General features: G+C 46.9%; 17 protein-coding genes. 8 read left to right on the top strand and 9 right to left on the bottom strand.

Annotated elements, in window-relative coordinates:
- Positions 1-4: 4 nt before the first annotated feature.
- The gene (locus U0358_RS04745) at positions 5-2,407 is read left to right on the top strand and encodes a zinc-dependent metalloprotease (RefSeq protein ID WP_322407240.1); all 2,403 of its coding nucleotides are present in this window, start codon (positions 5-7) and stop codon (positions 2,405-2,407) included.
- 32 nt (positions 2,408-2,439) lie between these two features.
- Here the strand turns inward: U0358_RS04745 and U0358_RS04740 are convergent, their stop codons facing one another.
- From U0358_RS04740 to U0358_RS04730, 3 genes are all read right to left on the bottom strand, one after another.
- Entirely contained in the window at positions 2,440-2,820 is a 381-nt protein-coding gene (locus tag U0358_RS04740; protein WP_322407239.1) for an acyl-CoA thioesterase, read from the bottom strand.
- A 40-nt stretch (positions 2,821-2,860) separates the two neighbouring features.
- Complete coding sequence (locus U0358_RS04735) at positions 2,861-5,092, bottom strand: S9 family peptidase (RefSeq protein ID WP_322407238.1); 2,232 nt, start codon at positions 5,090-5,092, stop codon at positions 2,861-2,863.
- Between the two features lie 140 nt (positions 5,093-5,232).
- Entirely contained in the window at positions 5,233-7,392 is a 2,160-nt protein-coding gene (locus U0358_RS04730; RefSeq protein WP_322407237.1) for a TonB-dependent receptor, read from the bottom strand.
- Between the two features lie 174 nt (positions 7,393-7,566).
- Between U0358_RS04730 and U0358_RS04725 the strand changes: the two genes are divergently transcribed.
- Together U0358_RS04725 and U0358_RS04720 are read left to right on the top strand one after the other, a co-directional pair.
- Positions 7,567-9,213, top strand: a complete 1,647-nt coding sequence (locus U0358_RS04725; protein ID WP_322407236.1) for a M28 family metallopeptidase — start codon at positions 7,567-7,569, stop codon at positions 9,211-9,213.
- 126 nt (positions 9,214-9,339) lie between these two features.
- Positions 9,340-11,043, top strand: a complete 1,704-nt coding sequence (locus tag U0358_RS04720) for a bifunctional ornithine lipid synthase OlsF (protein WP_322407235.1) — start codon at positions 9,340-9,342, stop codon at positions 11,041-11,043.
- Here U0358_RS04720 and U0358_RS04715 read toward each other — a convergent pair.
- The gene (locus U0358_RS04715; protein WP_322407234.1) at positions 11,025-11,771 is read right to left on the bottom strand and encodes a UDP-2,3-diacylglucosamine diphosphatase; all 747 of its coding nucleotides are present in this window, start codon (positions 11,769-11,771) and stop codon (positions 11,025-11,027) included. The genes U0358_RS04720 and U0358_RS04715 overlap by 19 nt on opposite strands.
- Positions 11,731-12,228, bottom strand: coding sequence for a peptidylprolyl isomerase (locus U0358_RS04710; RefSeq protein ID WP_317496509.1), 498 nt, complete (start codon positions 12,226-12,228; stop codon positions 11,731-11,733). Before U0358_RS04710 ends, U0358_RS04715 begins: the two co-directional genes overlap by 41 nt.
- A gap of 117 nt (positions 12,229-12,345) precedes the next feature.
- On the opposite strand from U0358_RS04710, the gene cysS reads away from it, so the two are divergent.
- Positions 12,346-13,725 (top strand): cysteine--tRNA ligase, encoded by a 1,380-nt coding sequence (gene cysS / locus U0358_RS04705; protein ID WP_317496508.1) that lies wholly within the window; start codon positions 12,346-12,348, stop codon positions 13,723-13,725.
- Between the two features lie 28 nt (positions 13,726-13,753).
- Positions 13,754-15,298, top strand: a complete 1,545-nt coding sequence (locus U0358_RS04700) for a M17 family metallopeptidase (RefSeq protein WP_322407233.1) — start codon at positions 13,754-13,756, stop codon at positions 15,296-15,298.
- Between the two features lie 85 nt (positions 15,299-15,383).
- On the opposite strand, the gene U0358_RS04695 is transcribed toward U0358_RS04700, so the two are convergent.
- Positions 15,384-15,983, bottom strand: a complete 600-nt coding sequence (locus tag U0358_RS04695; RefSeq protein WP_317496506.1) for a Yip1 family protein — start codon at positions 15,981-15,983, stop codon at positions 15,384-15,386.
- A 198-nt stretch (positions 15,984-16,181) separates the two neighbouring features.
- Between U0358_RS04695 and miaE the strand changes: the two genes are divergently transcribed.
- Entirely contained in the window at positions 16,182-16,964 is a 783-nt protein-coding gene (gene miaE, locus U0358_RS04690) for a tRNA isopentenyl-2-thiomethyl-A-37 hydroxylase MiaE (protein ID WP_322407232.1), read from the top strand.
- A gap of 55 nt (positions 16,965-17,019) precedes the next feature.
- On the opposite strand, the gene U0358_RS04685 is transcribed toward miaE, so the two are convergent.
- The 3 genes from U0358_RS04685 to U0358_RS04675 all read right to left on the bottom strand — a co-directional run bounded on the left by U0358_RS04685 (position 17,020) and on the right by U0358_RS04675 (position 21,936).
- Positions 17,020-18,303, bottom strand: a complete 1,284-nt coding sequence (locus U0358_RS04685) for a dicarboxylate/amino acid:cation symporter (protein ID WP_322407231.1) — start codon at positions 18,301-18,303, stop codon at positions 17,020-17,022.
- 96 nt (positions 18,304-18,399) lie between these two features.
- Positions 18,400-19,398 carry a protease SohB gene (gene sohB / locus U0358_RS04680; protein ID WP_322407230.1) on the bottom strand — a complete coding sequence of 333 codons (999 nt, stop codon included), beginning with the start codon at positions 19,396-19,398 and terminating at the stop codon, positions 18,400-18,402.
- Between the two features lie 72 nt (positions 19,399-19,470).
- Positions 19,471-21,936 (bottom strand): VolA/Pla-1 family phospholipase, encoded by a 2,466-nt coding sequence (locus tag U0358_RS04675; RefSeq protein ID WP_322407229.1) that lies wholly within the window; start codon positions 21,934-21,936, stop codon positions 19,471-19,473.
- 185 nt (positions 21,937-22,121) lie between these two features.
- On the opposite strand from U0358_RS04675, the gene U0358_RS04670 reads away from it, so the two are divergent.
- Positions 22,122-22,874 carry a YciK family oxidoreductase gene (locus tag U0358_RS04670; protein WP_322407228.1) on the top strand — a complete coding sequence of 251 codons (753 nt, stop codon included), beginning with the start codon at positions 22,122-22,124 and terminating at the stop codon, positions 22,872-22,874.
- A gap of 81 nt (positions 22,875-22,955) precedes the next feature.
- A complete protein-coding gene (locus U0358_RS04665) occupies positions 22,956-24,026 on the top strand; it encodes a WD40/YVTN/BNR-like repeat-containing protein (RefSeq protein ID WP_317496500.1) in 1,071 nt (356 codons plus the stop codon).
- Positions 24,027-24,040: the final 14 nt, after the last annotated feature.

Raw genomic sequence — 24,040 nt, 5'->3', positions numbered from 1 at the left:
TAAAATGCAAAGCTTTCTTTCAAAAGCCCTGCTGTTACTCGCTTTGCTAATATCGGTAACGGCTCAGGCAAAAACCGAAGTTTCCAGTATTGACCAGTTCACCTCGTCATTTCAGGAGCACCCCGGTTTTTTCACCTTTTACCACGATGAAGCGAGTGCAAAGTTTTATCTGGAAGTGCCCAGACAAGGACCACAGTTTATTGTTCAAACCAGTCTTCCCTGGGGCTTAGGTTCTAATGATGTCGGGCTGGACCGCGGTCAACTGGGGGAAACTCGGTTAGCCTCATTTCATGTTGAGGGAAATAAGGCGTTACTGGTTCAACACAACACCGAGTTTCGTGCACAAACCAGGAATCAGGCTGAACGCAGTAGTGTCGATCAAGCGTTTGCCGACGCCATGCTTTATGGTTTTGACGTTGTTGCCAGCAACAACGAACGTGTATTAATAGACTACACCCCTTACTTGTTGAGCGATGTACACGGTGTTAGTAAGCGCTTACAGCAGACCGAGCAAGGACAGTTTAAGGCTGATACAAGCCGCTCAGTGATTTACCCTGAACGCAGCAAAGCCTTTTCAGAAAATACGGAACTGGAAGCAAAAGTCACTTTTGTCGGCGAAGGAAAAGGGCAGTGGGTCAATCAGGTTGCAGCCAACGCCGATGCGCTTTCTTTGCACCTCCATCATTCTTTTATAAAGTTACCTGACGCCGGATACCAACCCCGGAAATTTCATCCAAACAGTGGTTTCTGGGCTCACAGTTTTAAAGACTACGCCGCACCTCTTGGCGAATCGATGACAGTTCAATATATCCCACGCCACCGGTTGAATAAGAAAGACCCTATTGCCTCACAAAGTGAGGCGCGTGAACCTATTGTTTATTATCTTGATCCGGGTGCTCCGGAACCTGTCAAAACAGCACTGCTTGAAGGTGCCCGCTGGTGGGCTCGGGGCTTTGAAGCCTTGGGTTACGAAAATGCTTTTCAGGTAAAAGTTCTGCCCGACGATGCTGACCCTATGGATGTGCGCTACAACGTCATTCAGTGGGTTCACCGTGCAACTCGAGGTTGGTCTTACGGCTCATCGGTAATAGACCCTCGTACCGGCGAAATCATTAAAGGTCATGTCACCCTTGGGTCACTGCGTGTCCGCCAAGATATGAAAATAGCCGAAGGCTTATTGACCCCTTTTATCGAAAACCCCAGAGAACTTAAAAGCGCGGTTAAAAATATGGCTCTGGCTCGTATTCGCCAATTAAGTGCACACGAGATAGGCCATACCTTAGGCATTGCTCATAACTTTGCTGCCAGCGCGTCAGACAGGGCTTCCGTTATGGACTATCCTCACCCGCTGGTAAACCTGACAACCAATGGCAGTTTAAGCTTGAGCAACGCTTACACAGAAGGCCTAGGAATATGGGATAAGCAAGTTCTGGCTTATGGGTACAGTGACTTTGGCGGTATGCCGTCGTCTGACGAGCAACTCGCCCGTATTCTGGACAAAAATAAAACACTCAACCTGAGCTTTATTTCCGACAGAGACGCACGCCCTGCCGGTGGTGCTCACCCTCAGGCACATTTATGGGATAACGGCGGTGACCCTGTTACCGAGCTTGAGCGAATGCTTTCCGTGCGTCAGCAAGTGTTGGATAACTTCAGCAAAGACATGCTGAACGGCGATCAGCCATTAAGCCAGTTGCAATCGACTTTTGTACCTATTTACTTGCTGCACCGCTACCAGACCGAAGCGGCAGTAAAACGTCTGGGTGGTGTTAATTACCATTATTATATGGCTGACGAATCTACAGACGACTACCAGCCAGTAGGTGCTGCCAGACAACAAACTGCTCTGAAGCAGTTATTAAAAACCATTCAAGCAGATACTTTGCGCGTACCCTCACATATTCAACAATGGCTGGTGCCGCCAGCTTACGGTGAAAGCCCGTCCCGCGAAAACTTCAGTGGTAAAACAGGGCTAATCCCCGATACCGTCAGCATGGCTGCCAGTGCCGCGGATCACAGTTTGAATTTGATGCTAAACAGCCAGCGTCTGAACCGGTTAGCACAACAACACGCGGACAATGACCGAGTGCCTTCTCCGGCCGGACTGATGACAGCAATTTTCAATACTGTTTTCAGCGACTGGGAAAACGCAAAGAAAGCCCCTGTTCAGCAGCGCTTATTGGCAACGGCCATCAACGCCGAAGTAAGAGCAGTAAAAAATTCGGGACTGGCTGCAGAAACCCGGTTAGTCATGCGAGCAGAGCTGGCTGAACAACAACAGCAACTTGCCAAGTCCGACTCACTACTAATACAACAATTAGCAAAAGATTTAGATAAATTTTTAAACGAGGGGGAATGGCCCGAACAGTACGAACCCGAGCCGTTACCGCCGGGTTCGCCCATCTAAAACCGTTAATGTAGAGCCGCTTTGGGCGGCTCTTAAAAGTCGTCTAACTGTTCTTTCGTTTTGCCATGAGGCGTTGGCTGGCGCGTTTCCGGATCAATATGTACGAACACAATGTCGTCAGCTGAACAAATGTTTTGCTTGGTGTGCTTATTGCGTACCAGACAAGTGATAGCTAACGACGTACGTCCCGCAGATTTCACCTGCAAGCCAAATTCAACGACATCGCCCTGAAACGCTGAGGTTTCAAAGGTAATAGCACCAATATGCTTAGTTACCAGGCTTTTTGCCCCTAACTGGCAACTGGCAAAGATATAAGCTTCTTCGTCAATCCATTCTAAAATACGGCCACCAAATAGCGAACCGGCAAAGTTCAAATCATTTGGCATAACCAGTCGGCGAGATAAAAAGCGCATAGTCACTCCTTGTTCATGGAAGATATGTACATATTATAACCTATTGTTCGCCAATGGTTTGTTGAAAAAATTGAGCAATCATCGAATATAAATGAATTTTTGTATTACGCCCGTTAATAGAATGCTTTTTCCCCGGATAATTCATCATTTCAAAAGCCTGAGCGTTATCCTGTAATTGCTTGTAGAGCTTTGTGCTATGAGTAAACAAAACATTGTCATCGGCCATTCCATGATAAATCAGTAAATCACCTTTTAAGTTCTTACTGTATGGAAAAACCGATGAGTTTTCATAGGCATCGCCGTCATTGGGCATGCCCATAAAACGTTCAGTATAATGCGTATCATATAGACGCCAGTCGGTTACCGGTGCGCCAGCTACTCCGGCCTTAAAGTATTCAGGTGCTTTAAACATAGCCAGCAACGACATATATCCACCGTAGCTGTGACCGTATATACCAATACGCTTTGAATCGACATAAGGCAGGCTGGTTAAATACTTAACCCCCACCACCTGATCGTCCACTTCCGGGCTCCCCATGTTTTTATAAATAGGTGCCTCGAAGCGTTTTCCCCGGTTCGCCGAACCCCGGTTGTCCAGAGTAAAGACGATAAAGCCCTGCTGAGCCATATACTGAACAAAACCGCTACCCCAGCTTTTCGTTACTCGCTGAGCGCCGGGTCCACCGTAAACATACACAAGAACCGGATACTGCTTTTCTGCATCAAAGTCTTTTGGCTTGGTCATTTTGTAGTACAGTGTCTGACCGTCTTCAGCTTCCAGTTCACCAAATTCAGGGTAACGCCAGTTTCTCAAATAAGGAGAGAGTGCATGCTCTCCAGTCACTTTGTTTTCAGCCAGCCACACCAGATGATTCCCTGTAGGACCGTGTAAACTCACTTGTTTAGGCTGCTGAGACGATGAGTAGGTATCCAGATACGAGCGTGCATCGGTGTCAAATTTAATATTGTGCATGCCTTCGCGTGCAGTAATGCGCGTAGGATTAGCCGCAGAACTGGCATTTAGCTGAGTACGATACAGGTGAGATTCCAGAGGTGACTTTTTCCGAGCGGTAAAATACAGTGTACCAGTACTTTCATCAATCGCTTCCAGTTCATCAACCTGCCAGTCGCCGGCACTCAATTGACGAATTAATGACCCATCCAGGCGATATAAATAAAGGTGTTTGAAACCACTTCGTTCAGATGCCCAAATGAAATGTTTGTTATCATTTAAGAAATACAAGTCATCGTGCAGGTTCAGCCAGCTGTCCGAGGTCTCCGTTAATAACTCGCGCTGAGTTTCGCTTGCTCTATTATAAAGCCAAAGCGTCAAGGCCTGCTGATTCCGGCTCTGCCATTGGTAACTCAAACGATTGCTGTCACCAACCCATTTCACCCGGGCCAAATAACCATCACTTTTCTTATCCAGCTGCAACCAATTGGTCTGCTTGTCGGCAATTTTATATACACCCAGGTCAATCTCAACATTGTCACTTCCGGCGAACGGATAACGTTGTTGTATGGTTTCAATTCGGTCTGCGTATATCTCGCTACGGGTGGCCAGAGGCACCGGGCTTTCATCGACTTTAGTCAGCGCGATAGCCGACTCATCCGGAGCCCACCAGTAACCTGTCATGCGCTTCATTTCTTCCTGTGCAACAAACTCCGCCATGCCAAACTTAAGCGTGTTACCGCCTTCGCTTGTAACCGCGTATTCTTCGCCATTGGCAAGATCAATAAAGTACAAGTTCTGTTCCCGGACAAAAGACACATAGCCGCTTTTTGGCGAGAACTTAACGTCAGTTTCAAAAGCATCCGTCTTTGTCAGCTGAGTCACTTTTTCTTCATCAGTCCGGTAATAAAAAACATCACCGTTATAGGGAAAAAGCAGCGCGTCCCCTTTTGCTGACCAGCTGTACTCAATTATGCCATTGCCACTAATGCGTTGACGCTCCCTGCGGGCTTTCTCTTCATCGGACAATTCAAGCTCATCGGCGGCAAGCTGGTCTGCTGAAACTAACAATTTATGCTTGTCGGCTTCAATATCGTATAACCAGAGATCATAACGTTGCGGGTCTTCCTTACTGCCTTTTAAGTATGAAAGGTATTGCCCGCCGGGCGCAAACTTTAACGACTTGGGAGTTTCACCCGTAAGACTGGGACCACTAAATAAACGCTCTATGGTTAATTCTTCGGCAAAAACAGAGAGACTAAAAAAGCTAAAAACAATAACAGCAATCGCCTGGATACGACGATTAAAATGAAAAGGCATGATGCAAGATCCAACGATGAGTTTATTACCAATTATATTAACAAAGTTCGGAATAAAAATGGGTTGGCTGCGGTGAAATAACACGAAAACGCTACCGTCGAATTACGACGATAGCGTTATTTTCCGAAAAGACAGTTCAATTAAAAGCTAATAGAAACGCCAGCCTGAAAACGACGACCCATAACAGGCGCATCATCTTTTATAAAGGAGCTGTGAACAAAGCCTAACTGATCCGTCAAGTTTTCACCTTTCAGGTAAAGGGTAGCACCGTAATTTGCTAACCATTCAGGATAAAAGTTGACGCGGGCGTTCAATAAGCCATAAGCGTCAGTAACTGTTTCATTCTGCCCTATTTTATCCTGTTCCATATAGCGCGTATAACCGATAGCACCGTCCCAGCCAACGGCCTGGTAACGCACTTCAGTACCAAAACGCTGAGCCGGAATTCGCGGCAAATCATTACCATCACGCTGTTTTGCGCGAGTGTAATCGCTAAAGCCGTGGAGTGACCACTGTTCTGTAAATTTCCAGTCTAACTCAAGTTCATAGCCATAAAGCTCGGCGTCAATCTGTTTAAACTGAACCACTTCGAGACCGCCGTGTTCATGAGCATGTTCATCTGCATGCTCCTCTTCATGAGCATGCTCTTCGTGGCCATGGCCTTCATCGCCATGTAATTGTTCACTGTTCAGGCCAATGAAATCATCGTAGATGAAGTCATCAACGCGGTTGTAAAACACATTCAAATTTGCATGAAAACGATCATTCTCGTAATGGAATCCCGCATCAATATTGTTTGATGTTTCGGTTGTAATCGCAGCATCATTCGGCTCAATATGGTATTCATCGTGCTCTTCTTCATGCAGCTCATAACCCAGGCCAAGCTCGTAAGTGCGGGTTGCAAAGTGATTACCGTTAGCAAAGACTTCGTTTGCAGCCGGCGCCCTTTCTGCATGACTCAGGTTGAATGAAACCGATGTGTGGTCACTGAAATGATAGAGGTAACCGGCAGATGCCGAAGTGGCGTCAAAGGTATCCAGTTTGCGCTCTTCGCTGGAAAGCGATGTACGTTCGTGGCGAACACCTAAATCAACGTGATGAGATCCAAATTCCTGCTCTACGACCCAGAACAAGCCTTGGGTACGACGAGACGTGTTCGGCGTGAAGGCTTCTTCCCCAAAAGCAGATTTATCGCTGATGTCCCACTGCCAACCAACCGCGCCTTTCCAGCCAGCAATCTCTTTATGCTGACCAATCAGTCGTATCTCTTTTTGCGCATTTTCAAATTGAGTTGCGACGAGGTTGTCTTCAATTTCCTGATGCTGGTAATCCGTTAAGGCGGCGCGGAAATCCACACGATTAAAGCCACTAAAAGGATTACGCCATTGGCCTGCAAATTGAATACGTTCTTGCTCTAAATCAGCATAAGGACCAGCTTCCACATGGTCATGATCTTCCTCTTGACCATGTTCTTCTTCATGCTCACCTTCTTCCTCACCATGGCCATGGTTGTGACCAGGAATACCGTATTCTTGATAAAGTCCCTGATAAGACACTCCGAAAAAGCCATCATCGAACTGGTAACTGGCGCCAATAGTGCCGCCCTGGGCATCAATAAACGAGTTCTCAATGTGATCCACCGTTTCACCTTCGTCATTCGTAAACGACGGTGTCTCATAGTCATTTGCACGGCGAATAAAAGCGTCGGTATAAAGCGCCCAACGACCATTGCCTACTTGCAAATCGTAAGATCCCTCTTTGTTGTCGTTATTGGTAGAAGCTGACACATTCGCATTACCCTGCATGCCGTAAACAGGCTCAGAAGGAATGCGGTTATCGACTACATTAATGACCCCGCCAATTGCTCCACTGCCATACAGCAGTGTTGCCGGGCCTCTTAGTACTTCAATTTGCTGTGCGGTACTGGTTTCTGTTGTGACCGCATGGTCGGGACCACCTCGAGATACGTCACCAGTATCAAGTCCGTTTTGGGTGATCTTTACTCGAGGCCCGCCGAGGCCCCGAATAATAGGGCTGCCAGCAACATTCGCAAAATGGGTATTGTTAATACCCGGCTCCATTGCCAGAGTTTCTCCCAGACTATGGGCATTCTTTTGCTTAAGCGCGTCACCAGAAATAATATTGACAGGCTGCGCCGATTCAAGCGCCGTCTTATCCAGCGGGCTTGCATTAATGACAATGACTTCATAGTCATTTATGTGTTCATGTTCTTCTTGCTGTTGCGCCTGTGCAACAGTACTTGTTGCCAGTAATGCAAGAGTTAACGCATTCAGTTTCATAACCACTCCAGTTAACGTTGTTTCAGATTAACGCCATCTCGTTATTGTAATAATATAACATTACAAAATCCTGATACGTTTTGCAACACTCTTTCAATTATCCACTCTGGTTGTCTGCTACCTGCTGCGGTACACTAGCTTGGCTATTATGATAAAAAACACCAAGGACATGATATGAAGCCATCCCATATTCTTCTGCCCGTCACATTAAGTCTGCTGATAGCGGCTTGTGGCGCATCAGAACCCGAACTAAAAAAGACGGAAATCCGTGCTGAAGAATCCAATATCCGTGCTCATTTAGAGTTTCTTGCAGACGATGACCTTAAAGGTCGCGAAACTGGTAGTAACGAGCATGAAATTGCCTCTAACTACATTGTTTCTGAGTTCAAACAGTTAGGCCTTGAGCCTGCTGGTGATGACGGCACTTATTATCAGCGTGTTCCCTTTCGTAAAAGTACACTGAAAGAAAACAGCGCTAGCATGACCTTTGAAAACAACGGCGAAGTGGTTGAATTTGAATTCCCTAAGCAATTCATTACCGGCCCAAGTCATTATGAAGAAAAAGATGAAATTACTGCGCCATTAGTTTTTGTCGGCTATGGTATGGAAGCTCCTGAATTTGGTCTTGATGATTACAACGGCCTTGACGTAGAAGGCAAAATTGTTGTGATGCTAACCGGTCGTCCGGACTTTTTGCCTAGTGAAGAAGGCGCTCATTTAGCCAATATTAAAAATGATATTGCCCGGGAAAAAGGTGCGGTTGGTATTATTACTTTGCACACTCCAGTGCGCGAAAAAACTCGCAAATACGAAACCAGCGTTTATTACACCAAAACGCCACGCATGACCTGGTTAGGTCCTAATGGTTTGCCTAAAGGTGAAGAACAACAGTTAAAAGGTTCCGCCTATATTGATGATGAACCCGCCGAAAAACTCTTTGCCAGTGCACCGACAGAACTGAGCACTATCTTCGAGAAAATCGAAGAAGACCCTGACTTCTCTCCTGAAGGGTTTGAACTGGAAGGTGAAGTCACTCTGGCTCGCGAATCGCGTCACGAAGAAATTTCCAGCCCTAACGTCGCAGCTGTATTGCCCGGTTCTGACGAAACCCTGAAAGACGAGTACGTTGTTTATACAGCGCATTCCGATCATATTGGCGTAGTAAAAGACATGAGCCGCGAAGACAATATCAATAATGGTGCTATGGATAATGCCAGTGGTGTTTCTATTATGCTGGAAACCGCGCGCTTGTTTGTAGAGTCAGAGCAAAAATTCGATCGTTCAATTATGTTCTTGTCTGTCACCGCAGAAGAAAAAGGCTTGTTAGGTGCAGACTACTTTGCGAATAACCCGACGGTTCCATTAGAAAACATCGTAGCAAATGTGAATCTGGATATGCCGGTACTGCTGTATGATTTTGCCGACGTCATTGCCTTTGGTGCTTCCCATTCAACTTTAGGCGAGACAGTTAGCAAGGCTGCTGAGCAGTTCGATACAACGCAAAGCCCTGATCCTATGCCCGAGCAGGCTATTTTTACACGCTCAGACCATTACACTTTGGTTAAAAAAGGCATTCCGGCGGTGTTCTTGATGACCGGATTTACCTCACGTACCGAAGGTGAAGACGGCGGCGAAGTCTGGGGCAAGTTTTTTGCTGAGCACTATCATAAGCCCAGCGATGGACTCAACTTAGACATTAACTACGAAGCTGGAGCGCGCTTTACCGACATTAACTTTGCCATTGGTAAAGATATTGCAAATGCCGATAAGCGCCCACAATGGCTGGAAGACTCGTTCTTCGGTAGACAATTTAACGACTAGGTGTACGGTTAAAGTAAAGAACGAATTCGAGGGAGCCCTAATCGGCTCCCTTTTTGTTAGCGACCGTCATTAAAATGTCATTTACGCTCTCTACACTTTTACCATCAGTAGCTGCCGGAGCACTTGATGTTATCTGTAGACAAAGTTGTTAATGACAAGCTTCCACTCATTAAAGGGAAACCTTGGTTAGAAAAGCCAACGACCTGGGTTTTACGCAACCTTTTACACGAAGAAGACATTCAGAAGTTTGGCAAAAGCTCTCCTTCTTTAGAAGGCATAGACTTTGTTGAACACACTCTGGACTATTTCAATTTCACTTACGCCTACTCTTCGCAAGAACTGGATAATATTCCTGTAAGCGGACGTCTGGTTATTATTGCGAATCATCCGATAGGCTCTCTTGATGGGTTGGCATTATTAAAGTTAGTGAGTGAAATGCGCAGCGATGTAAAAATAGTTGCCAATGAATGGCTGTCTGCACTTGAACCGCTTAGCTCCCTGTTGCTGCCCATTAATGTTTTTGGCGGCAAGCCCAGCCGCAAAGACATTCGCAACATACATAATCACCTTCACGGCGAAGGGTGCGTCATATTGTTTCCTGCTGGCGAAGTGTCGCGGCTACGCCCCAATGGGGTACGCGATACTCACTGGCAAAGTGGCTTTCTGAAAATAGCCAAGGCAACCCAAAGTGACATTTTGCCCATACGTCTCGACGCTCATAACTCAGCCTGGTTTTACACCGCTTCTATGGTCTACAAGCCTTTAGCTACCATGCTCTTGGTAAAGGAAATGTTTCGTCAGCAACGTAAGCAGGTTAAGTGCCATATAGGGCAAAGAATACCTGTTGAAGCCTTTCTTCATCAGGGCCTTAGTATCAACCAGCAGGTTAAACTGTTTAAAAAGCACTTGTACCGTTTAGGCACTCAAAAAAAATCGATTTTCCCAACTCAGACAGCAATAGCCCGTCCTGAATCGCGCCAACCTTTGAAAGCGGCCATTGAGGCCTGTGAATTACTGGGTGAAACCCCATGTGGCAAAAAGATTTATCTGTATGAATTCAGTGGTAGCTCCCCTATTCTTCGGGAAATAGGCCGCTTAAGAGAAGTGGCTTTTCGCACCGTGGGCGAAGGTACCTGGCGTAAACGCGACCTTGATGAGTACGATACCTGGTATATGCACCTGATACTCTGGGATCCGGATGATCTTGAAATTGCTGGTGCTTACCGTCTGGGCGACTGCAATAAAATAATAGAAACGCACGGCCAAAACGGACTCTACAGTGACGGATTCTATGAGTTCTCGGACGCTATGAAGGATATTTTTCCGCAAAGTCTGGAACTGGGCCGTTCATTTGTACAACCCCGGTATTGGGGTAAGCGCAGTCTGGACTATCTCTGGGTAGGTATTGGTGCGCTGTTGCGTAAGCATCCAGATTATCGTTACTTATTTGGCTCTGTCAGTATTAGCAACGCGTTACCAAAGGATGCGCAGGCCGCTTTAGTCAAATTTTACAGCAGCCATTTTCCACCGCAAACACCAATGGCCAGGGCGAACATTCCTTATCGTTTAAACACCGACTCAACGGTGCCTGACTTTACCGGTAACAACTACGCCGATGAATTTGTTCTGCTAAAAAGCTACATGGCGAATATCGGCTCTGCCATTCCCACGCTTTACAAACAATACTCGGAGCTATGTGAACCCGGCGGAGTGCAGTTTTTAGAGTTTGGCGTTGACCCGGACTTTAACCACTCGATAGATGGATTGGTGTTAGTGGATACCACCAAACTCAGTGCGAAAAAGCGCAAGCGTTACTTAGAAACGAGATAAGCACTAGCCTGCTGATACCAGTCGCCCAGTACAATACGTTTAGCGGGTTTGCCGTCACCGAGAGTGAAGCAATGCACTGCCGGACGGTGTGTGTGGCCATGAATGAGCTGTCTAACGCTGTGCTTTTCCATAACATGCAGCACTTCACTGTGCTGAGCATCCATTTTATAAAGCTGTTCCGGGGTTAGTTCAGGTCTTTGGCTACTGGATTTCTCCCGTAACCGGTTAGCAATACGCATACGCCAGGACAAGGGCAAGCTACGCATAATACCTTTGACCAGAGCATTCTGGATAATAGCCCGATAACGCAGGTAACCTTTATCCAGCGTGCATAAGGTATCACCATGCATCAGTAGTACCCGCTCGCCATACAAGTCAATGACCGTTTCATCAGGGAGAAGGGTTAAACCAACATCGCTGGCAAAACGCTCGCCCACCATGAAGTCACGGTTCCCGGCCATAAAGTAAAGGCGTACACCACTGTCCGTCATGTACTTCAGCTGATTTTTTACTTGCGCCGCAAATTCGCTGGTGTCGTCGTCGCCCAGCCAGGCATCGAACAAATCGCCAAGAATATAAAGCGCATCAAGATTAGTGTGTTGCTGACAAAAGTTATCAAAAGCAGCCAGAATATCTGGCCGCCCCGGACTTAAATGTAAGTCAGCAATAAAGCCGGTGGTCACGGAATCAGTCTTTAACCGACACACTTTCAATAACCACGTCTTCAACCGGCACGTCCTGATGGAAGCCCGCTGAACCGGTTTTCACGTCTTTAATGGTGTTTACCACGTCCATACCTTCTACAACCTCGGCAAATACGCAATAACCATAACCGTTAGGTGTTTCATTCTGAAAGTTAAGAAAAGCATTGTCGTTCACGTTGATGAAAAACTGAGACGATGCTGAATGAGGATCGGGCGTGCGCGCCATAGCTACCGAGCCAACCACATTCGGTTTTGCTGTCGGCGCTTCGTTTTCGATATTGTCGCGTGTTTCTTTTTGCTTCATGCCAGGCTCAAAACCACCACCCTGCACCATGAAGTTACTAATAATACGGTGAAAAATTGTGCCATCATAAAAACCGTCACGGGCATACTGTAAAAAGTTATCTACAGTCTTAGGCGCGGTTTCATTGTGCATTTCTAAAGTGATATCACCATGATTGGTATGTAAAACGACTTGCATTGAATGTACCTGTTTCATTGACTAAACCAGCCAATAGTGTACCAGAGCCGTACCATAGGTGGTATCATAAGCCCCCAGTTTTCATCGCTAACCGTTTAAAAGTAAGAGACACTATTTATGGCATTAACCGTATTTAACACCCTCACCCGCAAAAAGCAGTCATTTGAGCCTATTCAACCCGGCCACGTGGGTATTTATGTGTGCGGTGTTACCACCTACGACTACTGCCATATTGGCCATGCCAGAACTTATGTCGCTTTTGATATTGTTGTGCGGTATCTGCGAAAGTTAGGGTACAGCGTGAAATACGTCCGCAATATCACCGATCTGGACGATAAAATCATTAAACGTGCGGCTGAAAACGGAGAAGATTTTCATCAGGTTACTGAGCGCTTTATTCGGGAAATGCATAAAGATTTTGACGCGTTGAATTTAGTCCGTCCCGACATTGAACCGCGTGTAACCGGCCATATGGATGAAATTATCCAGATGATTGAACGCCTTGTTGAAAACGGCAACGCCTATGAAGCAGGCAACGGCGATGTTCTCTTTGATGTTTCTACATTTAACGATTACGGCAAGCTCAGTCGTCAGGACTTAGAGCAATTGCAAGCGGGTTCACGGGTTGATGTTGACGCAGCCAAACAAGATCCGCTCGACTTTGTGCTCTGGAAAAGCGCTAAGCCCGGCGAGCCCAGCTGGTCTTCGCCCTGGGGTGAAGGCCGCCCGGGCTGGCATATTGAATGTTCAGCAATGAATAAGAAGCACCTAGGCAGCACTTTCGATATTCATGGTGGCGGCTCTGACTTGTCTTTTCCTCATCATGAAAATGAAATAGCGCAAAGCTGCTGCGCGAATCAATCTGAGTACGTAAAGTACTGGATGCACAGCGGTATGGTGCAGGTCGACAATGAGAAAATGTCGAAGTCACTGGGCAACTTTTTTACGATTCGCAGCGTACTGGAACAATACGACGCGGAAACCGTGCGGTATTTCCTGTTGTCGAGCCATTACCGCTCACAGCTAAACTATACTCAGGAAAACTTGGATCAGGCGCATTCCGCTCTGGAGCGCTTATACACTGCATTGCGTGACATAACACCGCAAGCCGCCAGTGAAGAATTGCATAGCAAATACTGGCAGAGCTTTCAGCAGGCTATGGACGACGACTTAAACGCGCCGGAGGCCATGAGTGTGTTATTTGAAATTGCCCGGGAAATTAACCGCAACCGCGAGAGTGCTCCGGACGCAGCCGCGCAATTAGCGCACGTTTTACTTGAACTGGCTGAAGTAATGGGGCTGCTGCAACAGTCTCCGCAAGAGTTTTTACAAGGTGACGACGACGATGTCGCCAAAATTGAAGCGTTGATTGCCAAGCGTAATCAGGCCCGGGAAGATAAAGACTGGGCTGCAGCAGACGAAGCCCGTGATGAGCTAACCAACATGGGTGTTGTTTTAGAGGATGGTGCTGAAGGCACCCGCTGGCGTCGCGCTTAACCGACAAACTGATTAAGAGGTTTAACCTATGGCATTTGCACAACTGCAAATCGTCAGCTCACTGGCTGACGCATACTCAAAAGATGGTGCCGACGCACTTATCTTAATTGGAAATTTTGATTCTATTGACGATTCTGCTCTGGCTGAAACGATTCAGCAGGCACAAATTACCGATCAAAGAGTGGGAAAACAGCCTTTACTGTTACAGGCTGACGGTGTTCCGGGCCAGCGTTTGGTCGCTGCGCCTACCGGGCCGTTAAACCGCGACTTTGACGATGTTCGTCAGGTTTTCGATGCGGCACATGCGGCAGCAAAAGTTGCGCAAGATGCCGGCGCCCGACACCCGGTTATCGCGTTGAATAACGTCAATGTGAACGACGAGCGTTATCAGCAAGCCTTTTTAGCCGCTTATCTTGGCTTTTGTCAGGCACTTTATCAGCCACTGGAAGCTCGTGAAGCTCATGGTGAAGAAGCCATTGAACCGACTCAAAACGTCATTTTAGTTGGAGAGCTTGACGCTGAATGGGCCATGGCGGTTGAAGCCGGTAAACGCGTTGCCCGCGACCTTGCAGGTACCGAACCTGAGCGTATGGCACCACCTAAATTTGCTGAATATTGCCGCCAGGCCTTTGCTCACACTTCGGTCAAGGTCACTGTTATCGATGACTACCAGCAACTACAGCATGAGTACCCTTTACTGGCAGCCGTTGGTCGCTCATCAATGGCCGTAGAGCGTCATCGCCCTTGCGTTATTCGCCTTGAGTATCACGGCAACAACCCCGAGCGTACAGTTATGTTTGCCGGTAAAGGTATCGTTTACGACACCGGTGGTGCTGACTTAAAAACCGGTGGTCATATGGCTGGTATGAGCCGAGATAAAGGCGGTGCTGCAGGCGTTGCCGGCTTCTTAAAAACGGTTTCGGAATTACAGCCAGAGCACCTTAATGTGGTTGCTGAAATTGGCGCGGTACGTAACAGCATTGGTTCGGATGCTTTTGTGGCCGATGAAATTATTACCGGCCACAGCGGCAAGCGTGTCCGCATTGGGAATACCGATGCCGAAGGCCGCCTGATAATGGCCGACTTACTTTCGCATTTACGCGAAGAAGCGGCGAAAGCTGACGGCGAACACGAGTTATATACGGTAGCAACTCTGACAGGCCACGCAGCCCTTTCAAAAGGCCCATACAGCGCTCTGGTACCCAATGGCCATGCACGTCGTCAGAACCTGGCTCAGGCATTATTCGATGCAGGCGAAACCTATGGTGACCCGGCAGAAATATCCTGGTCGCGCCGTGAAGACTTCGACTTTGTTAAAGGCCGTACCCTTTGCGACGATCTGCTATCCTCCAACAACGGTTCTTCTGCTGCCACACCACGTGGACACCAATTCCCGATGGCATTTCTGAGCGGAGTATCCGGTCTGGACAATCATGGCATTGATAGTGAGCACCCGATAAGCTACATCCATATCGATATTGCCGGTAGCGGCGTAGAAGGCGGAGACTGGCAACACGGTAAACCAACAGCAGCTCCGGTTACTTGTCTGGCGGGTCATTACCTGAAGAAATAACTTTTACGAAAGCGCTTTATTGAAAACAATAAAAAAGCCCGGTTCCGCTTAACCAGAACCGGGCTTTTTTTATTTAAAATTTACGTTAAGAAATAAAGTCAGGGCCAAAACCATTGGTCCATAAAATGGCCGTTGTTGCCATAAGTACAACCATAGCAATAAGACCTGCGGTCACTACCGAGCTCGCGTACAGAAAACCCCGTTCTTCCGGAATGTGCATAATTACCGGTAGGCCTGAGTAAAGCAGGTAAACCGAATAAGCCACGCCAATAAGGAAAACGGACGCAACAAACCACAACTCAGGATAAACTGACGCTATTCCCGACATAATTACAGGAGTCGCCGCGTAGGCTGCTAATTCAAGCGATTTCGTATAACTGGGGTCGGCACCAAAGGTTTTTGCCATCCAATAAATTAAGTAAGCCAACGCAAACGTGGCTCCCAAAATACCAATATACATTGCAACGCCAAGCATAACACCACTGCTTTGGGTAAGATAAATGGACTCGCGTGCTCCAACGCTCCAGCCAATATGCGCTGACGCGTAGTAAGCGGCCAAACAAGGTAAAATTGCTACCAGTAAAATGTGAGAACACGAATAAAGAAAGCTCTCACGCTTGCTGTCTATCGATTTCCACTCTTGCACTGGATGGGCGTATAACCCCCAAATATGATTCAGTATCATAATTTCACTTCCCCATAGTTCGCGGTCATACCGCCGAATTCATAAATACGTTATAATTTTTGACGCGGGTACTGCTGAAAAATTCACCCCATGTATCTAATATTCAGCACCATCTGTATTCTGTCAAGGCCTTTTGTTATAGAACAAAGGGTTAGTTGTTAATTTATTATTACACTTTTTACGCCAAGAAGGATCGCTGTGAATTATAGTCTCGTCGAACCCTATCTAAATCTGCTCGACCCAATACACTCATTTTTACTTTGCCAGACGCCTTCAGAGTGGGTTAAGCAAGCGTCTATGGCTGAGAATCTGCCCGTCATTTTACTGGATCATTTACATTGTGAGTTAAAAGCGGCTCAAAGCGCAGCCTTATTGCTGCGCCGTTATGCCGTTAATAAAGATCACGGGCAAACCCTGCTTGACGCTCTGCAGCCATACGAAGATCTGGTTTATCGCGGCCTTGGAAATTTTCAGCAACTGAAACAAAGCAAGCAACTGTCTCACGCTTTACAAGCTGCTGAGTCACAACCGTACGCCGACGAAATTATTGATAAAATGTCCCGTTTAATACGGGAAGAGCTGCATCATTTCCAGCAGGTTCTTGAAATAATGCAGGCACGTGATGTACCGCTTTACAAGCTCAGCGCATCGCGTTACGCGGCCAGCCTTATTCGGCATGTACGTACTTACGAACCGCAGGCTTTAATTGATAAGCTAATTATAGGTGCACTTATTGAAGCACGTTCGTGTGAGCGTTTTGCCGCACTGGCTCCTTATCTGGATGAGGACATCGCCCGCTTTTATGTGTCCCTGTTACGTTCAGAAGCACGTCATTATCAGGATTACCTGGAATTAGCGCAAAAGCTAAGCGATACGGACATTACTGAGCGAGTTAATCAGTTCAGAGAGTGGGAGGCAGAATTGATTACGTCTGAAGATACTGAGCTACGTTTTCACTCAGGAGTACCGGTGCACGCTTGAATGTGCACCGGCTCTCGGAGAACAACCGGAGAAGTAACCGGAAAAAGCTCAGCAGTTAGAGCTCTTCCAGCTTTTTGCCAGCGTCTTTGTCGTGGTATACGTCTTCGTCAAAGTCGCCCTCTGAACGTGCCACCACACAACTGACCATAGCGTCACCGGTTACGTTAACTGCAGTTCGGGTCATATCCAGCAAGCGATCCACACCGATAATAAGGCCAATACCTTCAACCGGCAAACCAACTTGCTGCAGCACCATGGCGAGCATGATAAGCCCAACCCCGGGCACTCCGGCAGTACCAACAGACGCCAGTGTCGCGGTCATAATCACCATCAGGTATTCAGCAACGCCTAAGTCCAGCCCATATACCTGCGCAATAAAGACGGTAGCAACACCCTGCATAATAGCCGTACCATCCATATTGATGGTAGCGCCCAGCGGCACAGTGAAAGAACCTACGCTGTTACTGACGCCTAAACGACGGGTAACGGTTTCCAAAGTGATAGGCATGGTCGCATTACTGCTTGCGGTACTAAAGCCAAACAGTTGAGCGTCACGCATCTTACGCAAGAAAATTCCCGGTTTAACCCGGGCAAGAACGCGCATAAATAGTGGGTAAATAATTAAGCCATGAGCAATAAGCACAAACAGAACCAACAGGAAGTACTTGGCAAGACTGCCTATCATTTCCACGCCAATTTCTGTGAAAAGTTTGGCCATTAGTGCAAACACACCATAAGGCGCCAGGTTCATTAAGATAACAACCAGCTTCATGATGACCGAATTCAAATCATCGAAAAAGCCTTTTAAACGTTCACCCGGTTTGCCGACTAACGCCATAGAAATACCGAACAACAGTGCAAATACAATAATTTGCAGCATATTGCCTTCGGCCATCGCGTTGATGGGGTTATCAGGGAACAGATTAACAATGACTTCGCTAACAGACGGCGCTTCGCTGGGCTCAAAGCTTGCGTCCGAAGCACGCTCAATGCCGGAGCCTGGCTGCACCAGAATTGCCGAACTAATCGCAAAAGTAATAGCGATTGCCGTGGTGATCATATACATGCCAACAGCTTTTCCGCCTAAGCGTCCAAGCTTGCTGGGGTCACTTAAGGAACAAGTGCCGACCACCAGTGATACAAACACCAGTGGCACAACCAGCATTTTCAAAGAGGTAATGAATATTTGACCAACAACGTCGAAAAGACCGTTGGTTAAATACAGAGAAACCCAGGCATTATCACCGGCAACGTAACGAATAATGGTACCGAGAGTGATCCCAGCGACCATGCCGATAACAATGCGGCTAGTCAGGCTGAGTTTTTTCTTTTCGCTCATAAGCGTCCTTTATTATTCATTCTGAAAAACTGCGATAGCCTAGCAGAAAGCATTTAAATAAGCAGCTATAAAACTTTAAGCCTCGCTGAACACCTTCTATTGTGCGACATCTGACCGGGTTAAGGAAGATTTTAAGGTATGGATAATAACGGACATACCTTTTGCAAAACGTTCACTTAGCGGTTTACGGATAACATACTGTAATTGCAATACATCAAACCCCTTATGCTGTTTCATTAACCACGCGTCACTGGTTATCACTTCATCAATTAAGCCGAGATCTTTCGCTTCCTGACCTGACCAGACCTCGCCTGTTGCTACTTTGTCTATATCCAGCTCGCTGCGATTTTCCTGAACAAAAGACTTAAACTGATGGTGAATGGCCTCTAAATCCTGTTTAAACTTACGACGGCCTTCATCGGTATTTTCACCAAAAATAGTCAAAGTGCGCTTATATTCGCCCGCGGTTAATTGTTCAAAATCAACATTATGCTTTTTCAAAAGACGGTGGAAATTCGGTATTTGCGCCACCACACCAATTGACCCAATAAAAGCAAAAGGTGCCGCCATGAGCTTATGACCAACACAGGCCATCATATAACCGCCGCTTGCCGCCACTTTATCTATAGCAACATTAACGGTTAAGTTATGCTCTCTTAAACGCAGCAACTGAGCCGCCGCGAGACCATAACCATTAACCACACCACCGCCGCTTTCAAGTCTTACCAGTACTTCGTCTTTCTCAGTGGCCAAGTTTAGAATAGCGTTGACTTCATGGCGTAAACTGTCGACCTCTTTTGCATCCATGCTGCCTTTAAAATCAATAACAAAAAGGCGTTTCTCTTTGTTCTCCGCAGCCTTCTTTTTCTTTAACGCTTTTAGCGCTTTTTTCTGAGCTTTTTTATCCATAAGCTCAATTTTCAATTGCTCACTCAGCTCATTCAGCTCTTTAGATAAATGCGTGACTTGCAAATCGCCTTTACTCTTTTTCTGCTTCTGCGCCGCCTGAGCAATAAGGCCCACAATAAAACCAACAGCCACCACAATAATAGCGGCTTTTAGTAAAAAGCCTCCAATATCAGCAACAAAATCCATACCACTCTCCTAAAACGAAAAAGGCCAGCATAACTGCCAGCCTTTGAATACCAAGTGTTCAATAACCTGAGATTATTCTACCACTTCTTCGTTGGTTACTGGTAACTGCAACATGTCGGCTGCAAACCAGAAAGCAATTTGTTGCTGCATTTCTGCGGTAACTGCAGCAGATGGGCCTACGTCAACCAGTGAGCCGTGTTCTGCGTCACCACCAAAGCGAACAATGCCACGTACCGGTGTACCATCTTCAGACGTTGTCGTAGTTGAGATGCCTTCTAAATCTAACAGCGCAGCCAGAGGCTCGGTGCCACCAAGAGGAGGAACGTTATTTGGAATCACTGAATCACCGACCGCTTCTATCGCTAACAACGGTGTTCCGAGAGCTCTCAAACTTTTCGCATAATTAATTGGATCGGCAGAATCGACAACCGTTTGAGCGGCAAATGCAAACTGATTCAAACTCGCTTGAAGTTCAGCAACGGCTTCCGGGTCACCATTGGCTTCAAACTCTGCATAAGCGGCTGCTAAAAGTTCAAGATAAGCCGCTGTATTTTTCTCGATGCCAGCCGCCTCTGCTTGAGTATCGACGCTTTCCGCGAACGCCTCACTCGCGTTATAAGCAATATTACCTTTAATAACAGGTCCAAATTCTTCAGATGCAAGTAGGAAATTAGCTAAACTACCGCCAGGCATGCCAAGCGCAGACGCCTGCACTTTAAACATCGGAGCCAATGGCTCTAACTGGCTCTTACTAAACGGAGCATTCGCAATGGTTGTAAAGCCAGTTCCAGCAATGGCGCCTAATGAATGCCCAACAAAATGAACATCTTGAGCATTTATGGTGCTGCTATCAGGGAATGACGCATTACTTAAACTTAAGCGAAGGCCGATAAGGTCAGAAATTGATTGTCTGACGTTATCTCGCGTGGTCAGTAAGCTTTGTAAGTTCATGTAATTAATTGCACCGGCCTCGCTCGAAGCGTTGATTTCTCCGAAAGCTCTATCGCCATGCAGCGGATGATCAATTGCAACCATTGCATAACCTGCCACAGCAAGGGTTCCTGCAATTGCCGCAGCACTGTTCTTGTCTGCCGTAATGCCATGCTGAAAAATCACTACTGGCCAACCGTCGGCAGGAGCAGATAAAGGCTCTAAACCGAAGCTTGGACGTATCATGTTGGCTACAGCAACATTAGGTGTTGTCGCAAATACAGTAACCTCTTCATCTGATTGCTTTTCAGGAATTGGACTGTATTTAGTGACATGACGTTCCGGGTCAATTGGCTGATCATCTGAATCAGACAGATTAAAACACCCACCTTCATTTTCCATTACTAATAATTCTGGATTAGCCAGCATTTCCGCAGTAATGCCTGCTTCTGCCGGGTTTACTTCTCCATCTGCTACAGCATTAAGTATCGCAGCTGCGCTATCACATTTCGCTGTCCAGCGGCCGGTTAGTGGAGCAGTTGGGTTCTCCGCTGTAGGAACAGGAGAGTAATACGGTAATTCGACTTTACCGACATAAACATTAGCCGCAGATGCAACCTGAATCGCATCTTGACTGTATTTTTCTGGGTCCAGCAGATCACCAACGGTTGCAGCTCCGTCTGGGTGCGGGCCCAATCCTAATGCTGGAACTGCTCCCGCGGGAACTCGCTGAGCATACAAGCTTTTCACAGCACCTAAAGCTGTGCCTACTGACTGAGTAGTAAAGTTGGAGCTGTAAATGACATCTTCAGCGTCAACATTTGCCCCTACGGTCAATGCCGCTTCATAAACATTAATTAAGCTTTGTAAATTACGAGCATCATCTTCGTCCGAAGCTGGGTATTCAGCCACCGAACGTTTCATTAACGTGTATGTTTGCGATGCCTTTACACGACGACCTAAAGAGTCTTGAATATTGTCCGTTAACGCCACTAAATAGCCTGTTTCTGGCTCAAAAGGTTGCGTTGGAATAACGACAAAAGAGCCAGCACCTGTAGCTTGAACCTGAAAGTCCTCTCCATGAGTAAGTTCTTCACTAATTGAACAAACCGCCGCTGGGCTTGATGCAATGGTAGAGCTTTCACCGGCAGCTAACTGCGCTTCGTGTAAAGCGCCAACTACGGGGTTAGTTGACACGCAAGACTCAACGTCAACTTGTCCACCCTGAACAGTTTTGAATACTCGAACAGCGCCCTGAGCTTCAACACTTGCCGGATTCAATGACACTTGTTCACCATTTTGGTCAACAGGTAAAGAAAGCTCAAAGCTCAACGGCGAGTGAGTTCCCCAGCCATCAAGACCGTTCAACGCAATCCGTGTAGCTGCTTGAGCTGAGTTAGGATCACCAATTGGAAGCTCCAAAGTACCATCATTCTCACCCAACAAAATGTTTGTTGGAATTGGAATTTCACCATTCGACGGGTCAAAAACTACGCGTGACGCAGCAACACTAACTTCCTTTTCTGTAAGTGGAGCTTCGTCACCGCTACCACAGCCTACAAGGCTAAGTGCAGAACCAATTGCAAGCGGGAGTAATAATTTCTTCATGAGGTATCCTCAATTCTTTTTATGATTTGTTATTTTACGTCTTCTCTTAACGATTTTTATACACCTGTATCAAATAAGATGAAAGGCTTTTTACGGATTTTTCGTTCGTTTGCTGAGAAGTTACTCGAATATCGTTACAATAGCCCACTCACCCGACCACAGTCCAATGGTATTAAGAAACTGTTATGGAAATTAAAACCGTACATGATTATCAGGCAAGTCCTGAATTATTGAAAAATAAGGTTATTTTAGTTACTGGTGCAGGCGACGGCATTGGTCGTCAAGCCGCTCTGAGCTACGCTGAACATGGTGCCACAGTTATTTTACTAGGCCGCACTGTTAGCAAGCTGGAGTCGGTTTACGATGAAATTATCGCTCAGGGAAGCCCGCAACCGGCAATTATTCCGCTCGATTTAAAAGGCGCAACAGAAAATCATTACCGAGATATGGCGGCCACCATTGCGGATCAGTTCGGTAAACTTGACGGCGTGCTGCATAACGCAGGCCTGCTTGGCATTCTGTCCCCTTTTACTCACATTGAAAAAGACAGTTGGGACGACATTATGCAGGTTAACGTCACGGGTCAGTTTGCGATGACTCAGGCACTGATTCCGGTAATGGAAAAGTCTCCGAACGCTTCCTTAGTTTTCACATCCTCGGGGGTAGGAAGAAAAGGACGCGCATTCTGGGGACCCTATTCTGTCAGTAAATTTGCTACTGAAGGTATGGCTCAGGTTATCGCCGACGAGTATGAAGATACCAAATTGCGCACTAACGTCATTAACCCCGGCGCGACCCGCACATCAATGCGTGCAAAAGCGTACCCGGCAGAAGACGCTAAGTCGCTTAAAACACCCAAAGATCTGATGCCAACTTACTTGTACCTGATGAGCGATGACAGCATTTCTTACAATGGCTTGTGTTTCGACGCCCAGTAAACCGGCAGCTTCGAACTGACGTATCGGTAAAAAGGAAACGTGTTACACTCAGTAATATGCATAATTAATTAGGTTACGTCTATGACTTCGAAGCTACAGCAGCGAGCCATTAATATACTCAGGCTCGCTTTGCCTTTCAGCGCATTGTTCAGTTTATCAGCAGTTGCTGAGCCGCCGGAAATCGAAATTTTTGATAACGTCCGCCAGCAACAATGGGTGGGCGTGAGTCCGGTTAGTCGCGATACCATCTGGCTATCAGGTGAGAAAGGAACTGTAGCCAGAACCACCGATTCAGGAAAAAGCTGGGAATATTTTCAACCCGGACCCGGTGACCTCGATTTTCGCGATATTGAAGCTATTGATGACCGCCGAGCCTATGCGTTAAGCGTTGGTACCGGTGGTCAGTCACGTATTTACTACACTGAAAATGGTGGCAGCAGCTGGCGTCTACGTTATCGCGGTGAGTCAGATAGCTTCTTCAATTGTATGGCGCTCTCTCCTAGCGGTGAAGCCTGGGTGCATGGCGACAGCGTTGGCGATGAGTGGCGGATGGTACGCAGTGCCGATGGTCGCAACTGGATGCAAGTTCGCAGTGCGGTCGCCGAGCCGCCTCAGTCTAACGAAGGTGGTTTCGCCTCAAGTGGCAGCTGCGCCCGCTTTAATAACGACAATTGGATGATAGCAACAGGTAATGCTGATAAAGCTCGAGTATTAATTAAAGGCTCGTTTGGCATTCGCTTTCGTGTGGTAGAAACACCAATGGAAGCAGGACCTATGGCGGGCATTACCAGTGTATGGCCTATTGACGATAAAACCTTTTATATTGCCGGTGGTGACTTAAATGATGCTTCTGGTGACGAAAATCGTTTGTGGCATTATCAAAACAACGAATTTGAAGCCTTGCCCGGGCCGCCCATTAAAGGCGCTCTTTATAGCTTAAGCCTGGTCGACCACAATGGTTCCTGGTTATTGACGTCTAACCCTCAAGGCGCGGCAGCATTAAACCTACAGAGTAATGAGTGGTTTAAGCTCTCTGATGCCAATATCTGGAATATTCAGTGTCATGGGGATATCAGCTGCTGGCTGGTTGGTAAAGACGGCTACGTTGGCCGTTTGCAATGGCAGGCGCCGCAACAGCGCCCGAAACTCTGACGGTTACTCACATA

This window comes from Idiomarina sp. PL1-037, from assembly GCF_034422975.1.
Classification (GTDB): Bacteria; Pseudomonadota; Gammaproteobacteria; order Enterobacterales; family Alteromonadaceae; genus Idiomarina.
This window is presented reverse-complemented; position numbering and strand designations above follow the sequence as displayed.